The organism is Natribaculum luteum, from assembly GCF_023008545.1.
GTDB lineage: Archaea > Halobacteriota > Halobacteria > Halobacteriales > Natrialbaceae > Natribaculum > Natribaculum luteum.
The window spans coordinates 243,327-258,690 of record NZ_CP095397.1; the positions used below are offsets into that span (position 1 = coordinate 243,327).

Annotated in this window: 18 protein-coding genes; 13 read left to right on the forward strand and 5 right to left on the reverse strand. The window is 67.4% G+C overall.

Annotated features, from left to right (window positions below; all coding sequences use genetic code 11):
- Positions 1-153: 153 nt before the first annotated feature.
- Entirely contained in the window at positions 154-648 is a 495-nt protein-coding gene (locus MU558_RS01345) for a DUF7984 family protein (protein ID WP_246971306.1), read from the forward strand.
- Positions 649-727: 79 nt separating this feature from the next.
- On the forward strand, positions 728-1,471 hold the full coding sequence (nucS, locus tag MU558_RS01350) for an endonuclease NucS (protein WP_377070309.1): 744 nt from the start codon (positions 728-730) through the stop codon (positions 1,469-1,471).
- A gap of 105 nt (positions 1,472-1,576) precedes the next feature.
- Here the strand turns inward: nucS and mutS are convergent, their stop codons facing one another.
- The 3 genes from mutS to gvpA form a co-directional block, all read right to left on the reverse strand.
- The gene (gene mutS / locus MU558_RS01355) at positions 1,577-4,273 is read right to left on the reverse strand and encodes a DNA mismatch repair protein MutS (protein WP_246971309.1); all 2,697 of its coding nucleotides are present in this window, start codon (positions 4,271-4,273) and stop codon (positions 1,577-1,579) included.
- A 264-nt stretch (positions 4,274-4,537) separates the two neighbouring features.
- Positions 4,538-5,185 (reverse strand): gas vesicle protein GvpO, halophile-type, encoded by a 648-nt coding sequence (gvpO, locus tag MU558_RS01360; RefSeq protein ID WP_246971311.1) that lies wholly within the window; start codon positions 5,183-5,185, stop codon positions 4,538-4,540.
- Positions 5,186-5,309: 124 nt separating this feature from the next.
- On the reverse strand, positions 5,310-5,612 hold the full coding sequence (gvpA, locus tag MU558_RS01365) for a gas vesicle protein GvpA (protein WP_246971313.1): 303 nt from the start codon (positions 5,610-5,612) through the stop codon (positions 5,310-5,312).
- A gap of 278 nt (positions 5,613-5,890) precedes the next feature.
- Here gvpA and MU558_RS01370 point away from each other — a divergent pair, with 278 nt between their 5' ends.
- From MU558_RS01370 to gvpM, 8 genes are read left to right on the forward strand one after another with little or no spacing between them, the layout of a single operon-like run.
- Positions 5,891-6,514 carry a GvpL/GvpF family gas vesicle protein gene (locus tag MU558_RS01370; protein ID WP_246971315.1) on the forward strand — a complete coding sequence of 208 codons (624 nt, stop codon included), beginning with the start codon at positions 5,891-5,893 and terminating at the stop codon, positions 6,512-6,514.
- Positions 6,514-6,768, forward strand: a complete 255-nt coding sequence (gene gvpF, locus MU558_RS01375; RefSeq protein ID WP_246971316.1) for a gas vesicle protein GvpF — start codon at positions 6,514-6,516, stop codon at positions 6,766-6,768. The genes MU558_RS01370 and gvpF overlap by 1 nt, the downstream gene beginning before the upstream one ends.
- Entirely contained in the window at positions 6,768-7,292 is a 525-nt protein-coding gene (locus MU558_RS01380; protein WP_246971317.1) for an Hsp20/alpha crystallin family protein, read from the forward strand. The genes gvpF and MU558_RS01380 overlap by 1 nt, the downstream gene beginning before the upstream one ends.
- Positions 7,285-8,217 carry a hypothetical protein gene (locus MU558_RS01385; RefSeq protein ID WP_246971318.1) on the forward strand — a complete coding sequence of 311 codons (933 nt, stop codon included), beginning with the start codon at positions 7,285-7,287 and terminating at the stop codon, positions 8,215-8,217. Before MU558_RS01380 ends, MU558_RS01385 begins: the two co-directional genes overlap by 8 nt.
- Complete coding sequence (gene gvpJ / locus MU558_RS23220; RefSeq protein ID WP_377070313.1) at positions 8,214-8,621, forward strand: gas vesicle protein GvpJ; 408 nt, start codon at positions 8,214-8,216, stop codon at positions 8,619-8,621. The genes MU558_RS01385 and gvpJ overlap by 4 nt, the downstream gene beginning before the upstream one ends.
- Positions 8,608-8,946: a gas vesicle protein GvpK gene (gene gvpK / locus MU558_RS01395; RefSeq protein ID WP_246971320.1), complete on the forward strand. Its 339-nt coding sequence runs from the start codon at positions 8,608-8,610 to the stop codon at positions 8,944-8,946. The genes gvpJ and gvpK overlap by 14 nt, the downstream gene beginning before the upstream one ends.
- Positions 8,947-8,972: 26 nt before the next feature.
- Positions 8,973-9,875, forward strand: coding sequence for a gas vesicle protein GvpL (gene gvpL / locus MU558_RS01400; protein ID WP_377070388.1), 903 nt, complete (start codon positions 8,973-8,975; stop codon positions 9,873-9,875).
- Between the two features lies 1 nt (position 9,876).
- Entirely contained in the window at positions 9,877-10,185 is a 309-nt protein-coding gene (gvpM, locus tag MU558_RS01405; RefSeq protein ID WP_246971322.1) for a gas vesicle protein GvpM, read from the forward strand.
- A 72-nt stretch (positions 10,186-10,257) separates the two neighbouring features.
- Here gvpM and MU558_RS01410 read toward each other — a convergent pair whose 3' ends face one another.
- Together MU558_RS01410 and MU558_RS01415 are read right to left on the reverse strand one after the other, a co-directional pair.
- Positions 10,258-10,473 carry a hypothetical protein gene (locus MU558_RS01410; protein ID WP_246971324.1) on the reverse strand — a complete coding sequence of 72 codons (216 nt, stop codon included), beginning with the start codon at positions 10,471-10,473 and terminating at the stop codon, positions 10,258-10,260.
- Between the two features lie 275 nt (positions 10,474-10,748).
- On the reverse strand, positions 10,749-11,753 hold the full coding sequence (locus MU558_RS01415) for a Gfo/Idh/MocA family protein (RefSeq protein WP_246971326.1): 1,005 nt from the start codon (positions 11,751-11,753) through the stop codon (positions 10,749-10,751).
- A 134-nt stretch (positions 11,754-11,887) separates the two neighbouring features.
- Between MU558_RS01415 and MU558_RS01420 the strand changes: the two genes are divergently transcribed.
- The 3 genes from MU558_RS01420 to MU558_RS01430 all read left to right on the forward strand — a co-directional run bounded on the left by MU558_RS01420 (position 11,888) and on the right by MU558_RS01430 (position 15,359).
- Positions 11,888-12,127, forward strand: coding sequence for a glutaredoxin family protein (locus MU558_RS01420; RefSeq protein ID WP_345781516.1), 240 nt, complete (start codon positions 11,888-11,890; stop codon positions 12,125-12,127).
- A 635-nt stretch (positions 12,128-12,762) separates the two neighbouring features.
- On the forward strand, positions 12,763-13,500 hold the full coding sequence (locus tag MU558_RS01425) for a hypothetical protein (RefSeq protein ID WP_246971330.1): 738 nt from the start codon (positions 12,763-12,765) through the stop codon (positions 13,498-13,500).
- A 95-nt stretch (positions 13,501-13,595) separates the two neighbouring features.
- Positions 13,596-15,359: a MutS-related protein gene (locus MU558_RS01430; RefSeq protein WP_246971332.1), complete on the forward strand. Its 1,764-nt coding sequence runs from the start codon at positions 13,596-13,598 to the stop codon at positions 15,357-15,359.
- Positions 15,360-15,364 lie beyond the last annotated feature (5 nt).

A 15,364-nucleotide genomic window follows, 5' to 3' on the forward strand; every position in this document is an offset into this window, starting at 1 on the left:
GTGACAGTAGTCCGTGCTGTGACGAGCACGCGCCCAGGTCGTGTCCTGGTCCGTGCGGGGAGATTCCAGGGAGAACCCGCTTACCCGAGGCTATTCCTTGCGTGATATAAAAGCCTTCGCAAAAGTGAGGGGCGACCGCCACAAACGGATCGTATGCGACTCACACCGGACCGCGTCGCCGAGGAACGCGACTGGGTAGCCGATCGCGCGGACACCGTCGTCCCGATCGTAAACGACGTCCGGGACGACCTCGGAGCGACGTTCGACACAGACGTCACACACGTCACCGAAGCGCAGTACCTGGAGGAAGTCGACGCCGTCTTCGCCGACGGCGACCTCGCGGTCAACGTCGCCGCGATGGTCGCGACCTTGCGCGATCTGGACGTCGACGGGGACTATCCGGGCTTCATCGTCGACGAAATTCTGGGCCGAGAACTCGCGGCGACGATCGCCGGCACCCAGCCCCTGCGGACCCTCGGCGAGGCGACCTTCCACTACGCGGACGTCCACGTCCACGGCTCGAGCGAGGAGAACGCGGGCGTCGACGACCTCGAGGCGGCGCTCGCGGCAGGCTTCCAGGAGCGGATCCCCGGCTGGCCGTGGACCGAGCGGGACAGCCCGTTCGCGGTCGATCCCACGCGGCGATAGCCGGGCCCCAGCCGACCGAGCCGCGGGTTGCGCCCGCAGGTCGCGTCGTTTTTACTCGCAGAGCGACTACCAGGGTGCAGTGAACGTACGCGAGCAGGAGTCCCGGACGGTGACCCACCGGGAGCCGACGCCGGAGGTAGCCCACGAGACGATCGCCGACGGGATCGCCAGGGAAGCGCTCGTGACCGTCGTCGGTCGCTGTACCGTCGACTACGACGGCCGCGCATCGAGTCGCCTCGAGGCGGGCGACCGCCTCGTCGTGCTCAAACCCGACGGCGCGGCGATGGTCCACACCGACGAGGGCCAGCAGCCGGTCAACTGGCAGCCGCCCGGCTGTGAGCACGAAGTGCTCCTCGAGGACGGCAAGCTCCGTCTCCGGAGCCTGCGTTCGACCCCCGACGAGCGGCTGTCGATCACGTTCGAACGGCTGTTCCAGGTGTCGACGTTCGACATGTCCGATCCCGAGGACCTCGCGATCGTCGGCACCGAGGAAGACCTCCGCCAGCGGATCCTCGAGGATCCCGACCTGCTCGAGCCCGGATTCACCCCGCTGGCGACCGAGCGCGACACGCCGGCGGGTGCGGTCGACGTCTACGGCGAGGACGGCGACGGCAAGACGGTCGTCGTCGAACTCAAGCGCCGCCGGGTCGGCCCCGACGCCGTCTCCCAGCTTCGGCGGTACGTCGACGCGCTCGAGCGGGACTTGCACGCCGACGCCGCCATCCGTGGAATTCTGGTCGCACCGTCCGTGACCGACCGCGCGGAGCGGTTGCTCGCAGAGCACGGCCTCGAGTTCGTCGCGCTCGAGCCGACGACCGGCTGATACGGGCTGCTGTCCCTCGTTTCCGCAGCGACCGCCCGACTGGACGGGGTCGCTGCGGCACGGACGTACGGCGGTCCGTATGGGTGGGTCGCAGGAAAGCGGTAGTCACTCCTCGAGCAGTCGCTTCAACCGATCCAGCTCCGACATCGCCTCGACGGGCGTCATGTGGGCAATCTCGAGCGCGCGAAGTTCTGCTGCGACGTCCGTGAGGTCGTCGCCGCCGTCGGCAGTGGTCGGAGCCGTCTGGTCCGTCGTCGCCCCGTCCGCGGCCGGTTCGTCGGCCGAGGTCTCTTCGAGTTCGGCCGTCGCGTTCGCCTCGACGAGGTCTCGAGAACGCTCGACGATCGACTCGGGGACGCCCGCGGCGGTCGCCACCTCGACGCCGTAGGAGCCCTCGGCCGCGCCGGGGGCGATCTCGTGGCAGAAGACGACCTCGCCGTCTTCCTGGCTCGCCTCGAAGTGCAACGTGTGTGCAGCCGCGAGGTCGTCGGCGAGTTCGGTCAGCGGATGATGGTGCGTGGCAAAGAGCGTCGTCGCCCCGACCTCGTCGTGGAGGTGTTCGGTGATCGCCTGCGCGATGGCCAGGCCGTCGGTCGTCGAGGTGCCTCGTCCGACCTCGTCGAGCAACACGAGCGAGTTCTCGTCGGCTTCCTCGAGGATGGTCGCGAGTTCGTCCATCTCGACCATGAACGTCGAGCGGCCGCCGGCGATGTCGTCGCTCGCGCCGACGCGGGTGAAGATCCGATCGACTGGCGCGACGGTCGCCGCTCGAGCGGGGACGAAGCTCCCGACCTGTGCGAGCAGGACGATCAGCGCCACCTGGCGCATGTACGTCGACTTGCCGGACATGTTCGGCCCCGTGATGACCGCGAGCCGACGGTCCCGGTCGAAACGGGCGTCGTTCGGCACGAACGACGACTGGGTGCGCTCGACGACCGGGTGGCGACCGCCCTCGATTCGGATCTCCCGGCCGTCCTCGAGGATCGTCGGCCGACAGTAGTCGTACTGGGCGGCGACAGTCGAAAGCGAGACGAGCGCGTCGACCGTCGCCAGCGCGTCCGCGAGCGACTGGACGCGCTCGACCTCGTCTGCGACCGTTCGGCGAACCTCACGGAAGAGTTCGTACTCGCGCTCGTCGGCCCGCCCTTCCGCGCCGACGATCTCCTCCTCTCGCTCCTTGAGTTCCGGCGTGACGAACCGCTCGGAGTTTTTGAGCGTCTGTCGGCGCTGGTAGTCGTCGGGCACGGCGTCGAGGTTCGGGTTCGTCACCTCGATGTAGTAGCCGTGGACCGAGTTGTAGCCGACCTTCAGCGAGTCGATACCCGTTCGCTCGCGTTCGCGCTCCTCCAGGTCGTCGATCCACTGCTTGCCTGCGCGGGCGGTCGCCCGGAGGTCGTCGAGGTCCTCGTCGTAGCCCTCCGCGACGATGCCGCCCTCGGTGATCTCGATCGGCGGGTCCGCGACGATCGCCTCGTCGATCAACTCCCGGACGTCGGCCAGCGGGTCGAGCGCGTCGTACAGTGCCCGCAGGCGGTCTGTCTCGGCGTCCGCGAGTCGCTCGCGGACGTCTGGGACGACGGCGAGCGTATCGCGAAGTGACCGGAGGTCGCGGGCGTTCGCCCGTTCGCGCGAGATGCGACCGATGAGCCGCTCGAGGTCGTAGACGTCCCGCAGCAGTTCGTGAAGCTCCTCGCGGGTCCGGACCGCCGCCGTCAGCTCCTCGACGGCGTCGAGTCTGGCCTCGATCGCCGCGGGCTCGAGCAACGGCCGGCGGAGCCAGTCTTTGAGCTTTCGGCCGCCGAGTGCGCTCGCGGTCTCGTCGAGGACGCCGACGAGCGTGGCGTCCTCGTGGCCGTGGACCGATCGCGGTTCGAACAGCTCGAGGCTGCGCAACGCGACGGCGTCGAGCAGCAGGTACTCCCGCGGGTCGTACCTGGTGAGGTGCGTGAGGTACTCGAGTCGCCGGTCACCGGTGTCGTCTGCGTCGTCGCCGTCCTCGTCCACGCCACCGCGGACGTACTCCGCGTACGAGAGGAGCGCCCCACAGGCGCGGATCTCCGCCGTGCTCGCGAGCAGGGCGTCGGAGTTACCGAAATAAGCGGTGACCATCTCCTCGGCCCGCTGTGCGTCGAACGCCGTCTCGTCGTAGGGCGTCACCATGCAGTCGTCGCCGACGAGTTCGGCGGCGGCGTCGGGACCCACGACGGCCTCGGCGGGCGCGAAGCGACTCACCTCGTCGGTGATCGCCTCGCTCGAGGTCGAACTCGTCGCGAGGAAGTCGCCCGTCGAGACGTCGAGCAGGGCGAGCCCGATTTCGTCCCCCTCGTCCTCGTGGTCGCCGCCGGCTCGCATTGCGGATCCATCGCCACGGGCGATCGCCGCCACGAAGTTGTTGTCGTCGCTCGCGAGCAGTTCGTCCTCCGTGAGCGTTCCGGGGGTTATCACGCGCGTGACCGCCCGGTCGACCACGCCGGTCGTCTCCGCGGGGTCTTGCACCTGGTCTGCGATCGCGACCCGGTAACCCGCCTCGAGCAGCCCCTCGACGTAGGACTCGGCGTTGTCGATCGGGATGCCGGTCATCGGGTACTCACCTGTCGAGTCCTCGCGACTGGTGAGAGTGAGCTCGAGCAGGCGAGCGGTGCGTTCGGCCGCGCCGCAGAATGTCTCGTAGAAGTCGCCGACCTGAAAGAGGACGATCGCGTCGTCGTAGCGCTCACAGAGATCGTAGTACTGGCGCATCATCGGCGTGAGGTCCTCGCGTCTGTCCGCCATCGCTTCAGGAGGCCCAAGCGCCGGATCCATGTGAGGTAGCCGCCGCTCGAGGCGGAAATAGCTGCTGGATCGGATGTTCATACTACCGGACAACAGTCAGTGACTACTCGATCGCGTCTCGACGGCTGTCGTCGCTGACGACAGCGTCTCGAGTGCGATCGATGTCTGAACCGTGTTGTCCGGCAGTATCAGAAGGCGAGATCGGGTACCGCCGTCGACGAGCGTTCCGTGAGCGCGGCTCGTGGACCGACGAACGAGTGGGCGACCGACCGGCGCATCGGCCAGGCGGATCGGTCACCCGGACTCGTACTCGACGGTGTCGCCCCGGCGGTACCGGTCGATTCGACGGTAGCCCTCGATGACGCCGTCCTCGTTCAGGTCGACCTCGTACCGACCCAGGACGTCCATCGTGTCGGGGATCGAGGAGCGCTCGACGACCTCGACGACGGCGCGCCAGCCGTCCTCGGTGGGCGTGATCTCGCTTACGCCGTCGAACTTCCGGCCGATGATCTGTGCCGCGGTCCGTTCGACCGTCTGGCGGACCGCGAGCAGTCCCTCGACCCGGCCGTCGTCGATGTCGGCCTCGAGGTCGCTCGTGTCGACGTCGCCCGGATCGGTGGTATCGACGCTCCCGGCGTCGGTCTCGCTCTCGGCGGCCGCGGTGCGTTGCTGGTCGTCCGCGTCTTCTTCGCTCTCGGGAGTCTGCTCGCTGTCGCTCTCGAGTTGGTCGGCCGCGGTGTGCTGTTGTTCGTCGTCCGGTTCTTCTTCCGCTTCGGTCTCGGTAGCCTGTTGGCTCTCGGTGTTACTCTCGCTCACAGTTTGATCACGCTCGTCGTGCTGGTAGCAGAACCCGTCTTTCTCGGCCGGCCGCGAACACCGCGTCCCATCGGCTGTCAACGCCTTACACCGCTCGGGTTGGGGTTGTTCGTTTGCTTCGGCCATGTCTCGGTTGGCGGCGGTGGAATAGCACTTCGTCGCTCGAGGCGTCGGCCTCGGCGAGGGTCGACGAAGTGCCGACGGCGGCGATCGGGGAACGGTGAGGCAGGTCGCGCCCGTACGGGTCGCGTTACTGCTGTTGCTGTCGCATCTCCGCCGTCATCGGCGACGACTCGGGACGCGTCTCGATCTCGAGTTCCTCCAGGGACTCGAGGTCGCCCTCGGAGGTCGCCCGTTCGATCTTCGAGATCTCCTTGGCGTAGTGGAGGAACGTGTCCACGGACGCCACGACGACTCGCGCCTCGACGGTGAGTAGCTCGATCCCCACGACGGAGACGCGCGCCCAGACGTCGATGACGACGCCCTTGTCGAGGATGCGGTCGAGTACTTCCGCGAGGCTCGAGGAATCCGGCCGGCGCTGTGGTTGTGCCATGGTGCATTCGTTCGTCAGCCAGCGACACGTATCACGGTTCAGGCTGCTGGTGCAAGCGTACGACACCCCGCGGCTGCAAGCACCACCCTAAGGCACCGTCGAATCGAATCCCCTTCCAGGAGTTGCGTGCATCGCCAGCGGCAGGCAACGCCACGTCCATCGAGTTATGAACGTATGAACGAGCCAGACCGGAACCGACTCGAGACGATACGGCCACTGAGACCCCGAGGAAGCGACGGACCGACGTTCCGTCCGCTCACTCGAGAGGTGACCTCGAGATGAGCAGCCGGTACGTCTACGGGATCGTCAGCGACGAAGACGCCCTCGAGTTCGAGACCGACGCCGTCGGGGACGGCGAGCGCGTCTACCCGATCACGCACGGCCGACTCGCCGCCCTCGTCTCCGACGTCGAGACGACCGACCCCGAGGAGACGGACGAGAACACCAGGCGTCACGACGAGGTGCTCCGAGAGATCATGGAGCACGACGGCGGGCGGACGGTCGTTCCGATGCAGTTCGGCATGGCCTTCGAGGGCAACCGCGCGCTGAAGAACGTCCTCCGTGGCGCACGCCCGGCGTTCAGACGAGCCATGCGCGACGTCAGGGATTCGGTCGAACTCGGGCTGAAGGTCGTCCGCGAGGAGGGAAGCGAGGTCGACCGCGAGGTGATCGACGCGGCGATCGGCGACGAACTCGAGCCCATCGCCGAGGACTCCGTCGAGGGCGACCTGTTCAGCGATCGCCTCGTCACCAACCGATCGTACCTCGTCGACCGCGACGACCGGGAGGCCTTCGACGAGGCCGTCGCCCGGCTCGAGGCGGAGTACGACGACCTGACGTTCCGGTACTCGGGGCCGTTCGCCCCGTACAGCTTCGTCGACGTCCACGTGGGGGCCCGGTGATGTTCGTCCTCGACGACCTCCTGTTCCGACCGATCGTCGGCATCGTCGACGCGTTGCACACGCTGGCGCTCGACGAACTGTACGACGTCGACGGGATCGAGGACGAACTCAAGGAAAACCAGTTGCTGTACGAACTCGGCGAGCGCTCCGAGGAGGAGTACGAGCGCCGGAAGGAGGAACTCGAGGCGGAACTCGAGATCGCCCGCGAGGTCCACGAGGAGCTCACCAGCGGTCGCGTACAGGTGAAACGATAATGACCGACGACTATCCGACCGACGACTCGCCAGAGGAACCGTCCGACGACCGACGCGGCGGCAACTGGCTTACGAGCCTGCTGAACGCGCTCGAGCGCCTCGATCGCTACTCGGCGTCCGAACGCCGCGAACGCGACGATCGACGAATCGACTACGACGTCTCCATCCGAACGGGGCTCGACGCGCTCGAGGACCGCCGCGGAGCCGACGAGAGACGGCCACCGGGGCGTCGGCCGACGGGAACGCGCCCGTCCACGCCGTCGGGGTCGCGATCTGACACCGCCGGGGCAGCCCGGTACAACGTCACGACCCAGAGCTACGAGGACGAACTGCTCGTCACTGCGGACGTCGTCGGAACCGACCCCGACGACGTCACCGTCGGCTTCGAAGACGGCACGATCGTCGTCGCCGTCGACGGACGACGGCTCGAGCGCGTCGAACTCCCGTGGCCCGAGTCGACGGCCGAGGCGAGCGTCCACAACGGGGTGCTCACCGTTCGAGCGAGGCCAGATACCGATGAGTGATCCGAACGACCAGCTAGCGGCGGTAGCAGACACCACAGCGGACGGACTGGACGAACTCGAGGACGTCCTCGGATCCATCGACGACCTCGAAGCGGTCGGCGGCGAGCGACTGGACGAACTGCTCGAGTACCTCGAGGAACTCGAGCGGGTCGCCCGCGAGGCCGAGGATCTGATCGAGTCGATCGACGTAACGGAACTGCCGGAGGCGATCGACCAGGAGGAGTTGCTCGAGGCGATCGAGACCGGCGAGATCCCCGACGCGATCGCGGAGGGTGAGGCCGACGACGTGGTGGACGTCCGGCGGGTGCTGCGGGCGATCAACCTTCGGGAGCTGATGGACGTCGGAAACGTCGTCGAGGTCTCGCAAGAGGCGAGCGAACTGGTCGACGCGGTCGACGACGTCGGCGACGACAGCAGCGAAGACGACGGACTCCTCGAGGAAGCGAGCGACACCGTCGGCGACGAAGGCGGGGTGGTCGAGACCACCGTCGAGGAGGGCGAGGAGTTGCTCGAGGAGGGGAAAGAGGCGGCGAGCGGCGAACTCGGTGTCGGCTCGCTCGATCCAACCGAAGGCGAGGGGTTCGGACTGGACGCGGACGACACCGAAGCCTACCAGCAGCTGATCCAGGACAGGGCGATCGAGAGCATCGAGGAGTTCCGCGAGGCGCTGATCGTCGTCCACGGGACGTTCCAGGAGGTGTACGAGTTCAACCGGGAGAATCTGCGCCGAGAGGACGCGAGCACGCACTCGCGGAACCCGACGGCGGCTTCGACGATGCCGATCGAGCGGGCGGACCTGCGGGCGACCGACCGAATCTCGACGGTACCGCGGCAGGTGAAACACTCGACGGCTCCGGGGTTCGACCGGATCTACGGCTCGCGGTTCGAGCGCGAACTCGAGAAACGCAGAGGTGAAAACGAATGAGAGACTTCCAGCCCAGCAGACAGAAGACCGACCTGGCAGAGGTCGTCGAGATGCTCCTCGACAAGGGGATCGTCGTCAACGCGGACGTCGCCGTCTCGATCGGCGACACGCAACTGCTCGGCATCCAGATCCGGGCGGCGATCGCCTCCTTCGAGACGGCCGCGAAGTACGGCCTCGAGTTCCCCGAGGGGACCGACATGCGCCGCGTCGCCGAGGCCGCGGGCGAACCGGAACTCGCAGAGAAGGATCGGCCCGCCGTGCCGATCGATCCGACCCGCGGAGTGAACGTCACCGCCGAGGGAGACGACGAGGACGAATCTGCCGAGAACGAGACGAACGCAGACGGCGGCGACGAAACCGCCGATGAAAACGCCGAAACGGAGGGTGACGATGACGACGATTGACGTCGGCGACGAGGAGGACGCTCGCGAGGGACTCGTCACGCTCGTCGTGACCGTCGTCGAGTTGCTCCTCGAGGCGCTGCAGCGGGAAGCCGTCCGCCGGATGGAGTCGGGGACCCTCTCTGACGAGGGGATCGAACGCCTCGGGAACCAACTGGCTCGCATCGAGACCGAGATCGAACAGCTAAAACGCGACGAAGGGATCGAGGAGGGCGTCGCCGACCTCCGTGGCGACCTCGACGGACTGGTCGCAGACGCGATCGAACGCTTCGACGAACCCGAGGCCAGCGGGCCCGGCTACACCGTCTTCGGAGGTGACGGCGAGTGACCGAGGACGACGCTGCTCGAGCGGGCGTGACCGGCGACCACTCGGGCGACGACGTCCCGGCGTCACTGCCGACGACCGAGGGAGAGCAGGAACTGCCCGCGTTCGACGAAGGTCGCTACGTCTACTGTATCGTCCGCGCCGACGACGCGAACGACGGCGACGTGCTCGAGGACGTGACCGGCGTCGACGGCGAGTCCGTCTCGTTCGTGGTCGTCGATGGCGTGGGGGCGGTCGTCCACGACTGCGAGGGAATCTACGACTCGGCAGACCTCGCGGAGATCCGCCGCTGGCTCGTCCGCCACCAGTCGGTCGTCGACGCCGCCGGCGAGCGCTTCGGGACGCCGCTGCCGTTCCAGTTCGACACGATTCTCCGCGGCGACAGCGAGACCGTCCGTGAGTGGCTCCGCGAAGAACACGAGACCCTCACGAGCGTCCTCGAGTCGCTCGCGGGCCACTGGGAGTACCGGATCGAAGTCGTCCGGACCGATCCCGTCGACGAGGCGACGCTCGAGACGGACGACGAGCGCCTCGCCGACCTCCGCGAGCGAATCGACGACGCCAGCGAGGGGGCGGCCTTCCTGCTCGAGAAGCAGTACGACCAGCGGGTGGCGGAACTCCGGCGGAGCGGTCGCGACGCGCTCTCGGCCGACCTCCGCGAGCGGTTGTCCGACTGCACCCGCGAGGTTCACGAACTCGAGCGCTCGCCAGCCGCATCGCTCGCCGACGAGGACGAGCGGAGCGACGACGGGGCGGAGACGATCTGTCGGCTGACGGTCCTCGCCGACGAGCAGCGAGAGAGCGAGGTCGGGTCGACCCTCGACGACGTGGCCGCCGAACCGGGTCTCGAGGTTCGTTTCACCGGGCCGTGGCCGCCGTACACGTTCGTTCCGGACCTCGGCGGCGAGCCGACCAGCGGGGAGGGCGAGTAGGATGGAACCGAGCAGGAGCGACGACGCGCTGGTCGACGTCCTCGACGTCCTCCTGCGGGACGGGGTCGTCCTCAGGGCCGACGTGGTCGTCTCGGTCGCGGAGATTCCGCTGGTCGGGATCAAACTCACGGCCGTCGTCGCGGGGATGGAGACGATGACCGAGTACGGACTGTTCGAGGAGTGGGACACGAACCGACGGGCCGCCGCAGTCGCCCGTCGCCAGTACGGGAACCGAAGACGCGACCGTGAGATCGACGGCGAACGCGGACGAAGAACGGAAGAGGAGACGGGTAGCCGGAGGACCCGGTGAGAGAGCGAACCGAGAGGCGAGTGCGAGCGGCAGTCGTCCGTTGTCGTTGCCCCCGACGGCGGGGGCGAGTTGTCAGGCGAATCTGGGGCGCTCTTCGGTGACTTCGACGTCGCCGGTGACGCTCGCCCGATCGCAGGACTCTGCGTACGTGTACGTCCCGGTTCCGCCACAGAGGGTACACTCGTAGGTTTCGCTGATCTCGTTTATCATCTCGCCGTCCTCGAAGTAGACCCGGCTCTGGGTGATCTGTAAGAACTGTGCGGTCTCGCAGTTCGTACACTCGATCATGGACGGGTGGTCTCGGTTTCCGGACGTAGTTATCCGGCTTGTAACCGAATCGGGCCAGAATCTATGAGCGAGTTAACCAGATTCGACCGAGCCCCACCCCGCCGGGCCCCCCTGAAACGGTGTCACACGCACAGGGTGCGGTCGGACGAGTCGCTAATCGGATCGTAATCGAGAGACGGCAACCGAATCGAACGATCGTCTGAGCACCTCATTAAGAGCCGTAAAACGGCCATTCTGCGTCGATGGCACCCTCGTTAACGTGGTCAATACGGATATTATTCGGTTTCTACGGCGACCCGCATTCCCGTCCTGGCGGCTTCGTAGGCGGCCTCCGTGAGCGCAGTCACCCGATAGGCGTCACGGGCCGTCGCCGGTGGTTCGACACCCTCGAGAACGCTCTCGAGGAACGCGTCGGCACGTGACTGTTCGCGTCGCGGATCGACGTAGGGGACGTAGTCGCCGCTGTCGGCGTCGATCTCGCGCACGGTTCGAGAGCGCCACTGTTTGCCCTCGAGGTAGACCGCGCCGTCGTCGTCCCAGAGGTGGATGTGTTCGCGGACGGCCGGGGCGTCGCCGTTGAACGAGAACGTCCCCGTCGCGCCGTTCGCGAACGCGACGTCGAGGTGGGCCCGGCTGTCGACGCGATCTGCGTCGTCGTGGAAGTCCATGCTGGCGGCGACAGACGCCGGTTCGAGGCCAGTCATCCAGAGGACGCCGTCGACGACGTGGCTCCCAGTGTCGTAGAGAAACCCCCCGCCGGAGAGATCGGGATCGAGACGCCACGTGCCGGCGGAGTCGTCGATCCAGTCCTGCGTGATCGAGGCCGTGATCCAGTTCGGCGTCGCGTCGTCCCACCGTCGGCGAGCGGTTCGAAACGCCGTCTGGAGGTGGCGCTGGTAGCCGACCATCAGCGTGCGGTCGGTCCGTTCGTCGCGATCGACGAGGTCGCGTGCGTGCTCGAGGTCCGTCGTCAGCGGCTTGTCACAGTAGACGTGGAGGCCTCGCTCGAGGGCGGCGACGGTCTGGTCGTAGTGGAGCGTGTGTGGCGTCCCGATCAACACGGCGTCGAGCGGGGCGTCGGCGAGCATGGCGTCGTACTCGAGGTATCGCCGATCGGACGGGACGTCGAACCGGTCGCCGATTTCGGTCAGGCGGGCGTCGTCGAGGTCGCAGACCGCGGCGACGGTCGCGTCGGGGTGGCGAGCGAACTGGCCGCCGACGGTCGTACCGATGAAGCCGAGGCCGACGATACCGAGTCGAACTGGCGTCTCGCGGGCCATACGCCTGCTACGCGAGCCACGACTATCGTTCTGGGGACGGTACACTGCCACTGCTGGCCGTTCGACCTGTCGGTATCGAGTCTCGCGTGCGAAACCGCCGTCACCGCTTTACCGGCGCGGGTCGAACGACGACCGTGACGATCACCCTGTACGCACTCGAGGGCTGTCCGTACTGCGAGCGCGTGGCCGACCGCCTCGACGAACTCGGCGTCGAGTACGAGCGCGTCCCGGTCGAACCGCTGCACTCGAACCGGGACGAGGTCAAGCGCGTCTCCGGCCAGCGCGTGGTCCCGGTCCTCGTCGACGACGAACGCGGCGTGACGATGCCCGAGTCGGAGAACGTCCTCGAGTACGTCGAGCGGACGCTCGCCTGAGACTGTCGGCTGTGGCTGTGTGCCGAGAACTCACACGACGGGTCGTAGATGCGTCGGCACTGACTCACAGCCACCGTTGTGATACCATCGGCCGTCCGTGTCCCACGGACCCCCTACCGGCGCGTGGCGACGAGTAGGCGGTCCCTCCCGGTCGGTAGCCGGGTGCTATCGCCGTCGGTAGGGAGGATCGATCGAGCGCGCGTAGACACGGGATATACGCGGTGTACGGGTGGGTTTGCGGCGTTTTCGGCAGGCTAACGTCGTTCCAGAAGACGCATAACTAAGGGTGAGTATGCCATCGACCCACGTGCGGGGATACACCCCGTCGGGTGCACGCTCGGCGCAGACCACGACACGCGTACCGGCCGATTGCCGTGCGTTCGTGCCCGGATCGCTCGGAAGTGGACTCGCCCCCGCTTCGAGTCAGCTCATGTCTCTCACGCCAGGGCGGGACCCACCCCGCCCGGTTCCCACGCTCCGAGTGACGGCTCGAAGATCCGTCTCGGCCGAACTCACAGCGGATCTGACCGTCACCGGTGCGTGCCAGTATTTTTCACTCTCGAGAGTCTAGAGACGGTAAAAGACTCGTTTCACCTTGGGATGCGTATATCCGGTCTCCCATCCTCGTACGTAGTATGAACCTGACACGACGGCGGATGCTGTACGGCAGTTCACTGGTTGGTACGTCGATGATGGCCGGGTGTCTCGAATCCGGGGTCGGCGCGTCCGGAAACGACGACCAGGACGGTGACGAAAACGGAGATGGCGGAGACGACGGAAACGAAAGCGACGACGGAGACGACGAGAACGACGGGACAGGCGACGCCGACGAGAAGAACGACGACGGCGAGAGCGACGAGGGGGACGACGGCGATGACGGTGGTGAGAGCGAGTACGTGCTGGCCGACTACGAGACGCTGTTTTACACTGTCAACAGGGGCGAGACCGACGCCCAGCCGCTGTTCTCGAAAGAAGACGCAGCCGACGTGGTCGACGACGAGCGCCTCTCCGAGACGGACCGCGAGGCCGTCGAGAAGTTCGTCGAGAAAACCGACTTCGACCGGGCGAAGCTCCTGCAGGTCCAGGTGCGCGTGCCAAACCTGTGTTACGAACTCGAGGTCGACTCCGTCGAGACCGACGCAGACGGCCTCACGGCGCACGTCTCCGCCGTCGATACGTCCGGTCCCGACGAGATGTGTGCACAGATGATCGCCGTACGAACCGTCCTCGTCCGGGCCGTCTTCGAGAGCGAGGTGCCGAAAAGCGGGTCGGTCACGATCACCGACGCCCAGGGAGGTACACACGGCATCGGGTACAGCGTCGGTCACGACGAGGCCTCGGCCGACGCCGAGAGCGACGGGACTGACCACTGACGCGCCGGAACAGGACCATAACCGCGCGAGCAGCGCGTGGACGGCACGCGAGCGGATCGCACAGTCTTCAAGACACTCGCCTCGAATCCACGGGTATGCGACTCGAGGAGTACTGGGGAGTCGGCCCGAAGACGCGCGAGACGCTCGTCGACGAACTCGGGACCGAGCGGGCGGTGGAGGCGATCGAGAACGGCGACGTGCGCACGCTGTCCGAGGCCGGATTGCCGCGAGGACGGGCGACGCGCATCCTGCGGCGGGCAACGGGCGGCGCGGGGATGGACGTGCTCGCGACGAGCGACGCCCGCGCCGCGTACAAGGAACTGCTCGACCTCGCAGTCGACCACGCGGTGACCGACCGCGCCGCCGACCGGATCCGCGTGCTGACGCCGCTTTCGACCCGCGAGGAGATGGAGACGCGACTCGACGGCGTCCTCGCCGCACGCGACGCCTGGGAGACCCTCGAGGAGGGAGACCGCGAGGCGGTCCTCGCGGCCTACGAACGGTACGACGAGCGCGACGAGAGCGAACTGGCTGCCGTCGAAACGGCCCTCGCCATCCTCGAGGCGGGCGTCGACGCCGGTCCATTCGAGACGATCGCCGACCTCGAGCAGACGCGTCTCGAGGAGGCGGCACGGGCGCTATCGGCACTCGACGGTGGTCGCGTCCGCGAGGGGGCCGACGAGGAACTCGACCGCCTTCGAACGGCGCTGGGGACGGTCGAGGACGTCGACGCGAACGCGCTGGCGGTGATCGAGGAGTTGCGATCCGAGGGCGTCCGCGACGTCGGCCAGTTCCGGGAGGCGTTCGAGGACTACCTGCTGAGCGAGGCCGACGTCACGATCGACCGGGTCCGCGACGCGATGCCGACGGACGCGACCGACGCGACGGACTTCGTCGGCGCGACGTTACGGCACTTGCGAGACGACCTCCGGGAGGCCATCGACGAGCGCGAGGCGGCCGTCGCGAGCGATCTCGAGGCGACGCTCGAAACGTCACGCGAGGAGGTCGACCGGGCCGTCACCGCGGTCGACGAGATCGCACTGGAGCTGTCGCTCGCTCGATTCGCGCTCGCGTACGACTGTACGCGGCCGACGTTCGTCGACGAAGGTGACGAGGCGACGGTCGCCGTCCTCGAGGCACGCAACCTCACGCTCGCTGCGCGCGACGAGGAGGCCGTCCAGCCCGTGACCTACGCGCTCGGCGACCACACACTCGATCCCGTCGACGGCGCGGTCCCCGACGACGAGAACGTCGCGGTGCTCACCGGTGCGAACAGCGGCGGGAAGACGACCCTGCTCGAGACGCTGTGTCAGGTCGTCCTGCTGGCCTCGATGGGGCTGCCGGTCCCCGCCGCACGCGCCGAGGTGACGCCCGTCGACGCGCTCGTCTTCCACCGCCGCCACGCCAGTTTCAACGCGGGCGTCCTCGAGTCGACGCTCAGGTCGATCGTGCCGCCGCTGTCCGATACCGGCCGGACGCTGATGCTCGTCGACGAGTTCGAGGCGATTACCGAGCCGGGGAGTGCCGCCGACCTGTTGCACGGACTGGTCACGCTCACCGTCGAACGCGACGCGCTGGGCGTGTTCGTCACCCACCTCGCCGAGGACCTCGAGCCGCTGCCGCCGGAAGCGCGCGTCGATGGCATCTTTGCCGAAGGGCTGAGTCCGGACCTCGAGTTGCTCGTCGACTACCAGCCCCGCTTCGAGACGGTCGGCCGGTCGACGCCCGAGTTCATCGTCTCGCGACTCGTCGCGAACGCGAGCGACCGGACCGAACGCGCCGGGTTCGAGACGCTCGCGGAGGCGGTCGGTCACGAGGCCGTCCAGCGGACGCTGGCCGACGCGCGCTGGAGCGAGTGATTACG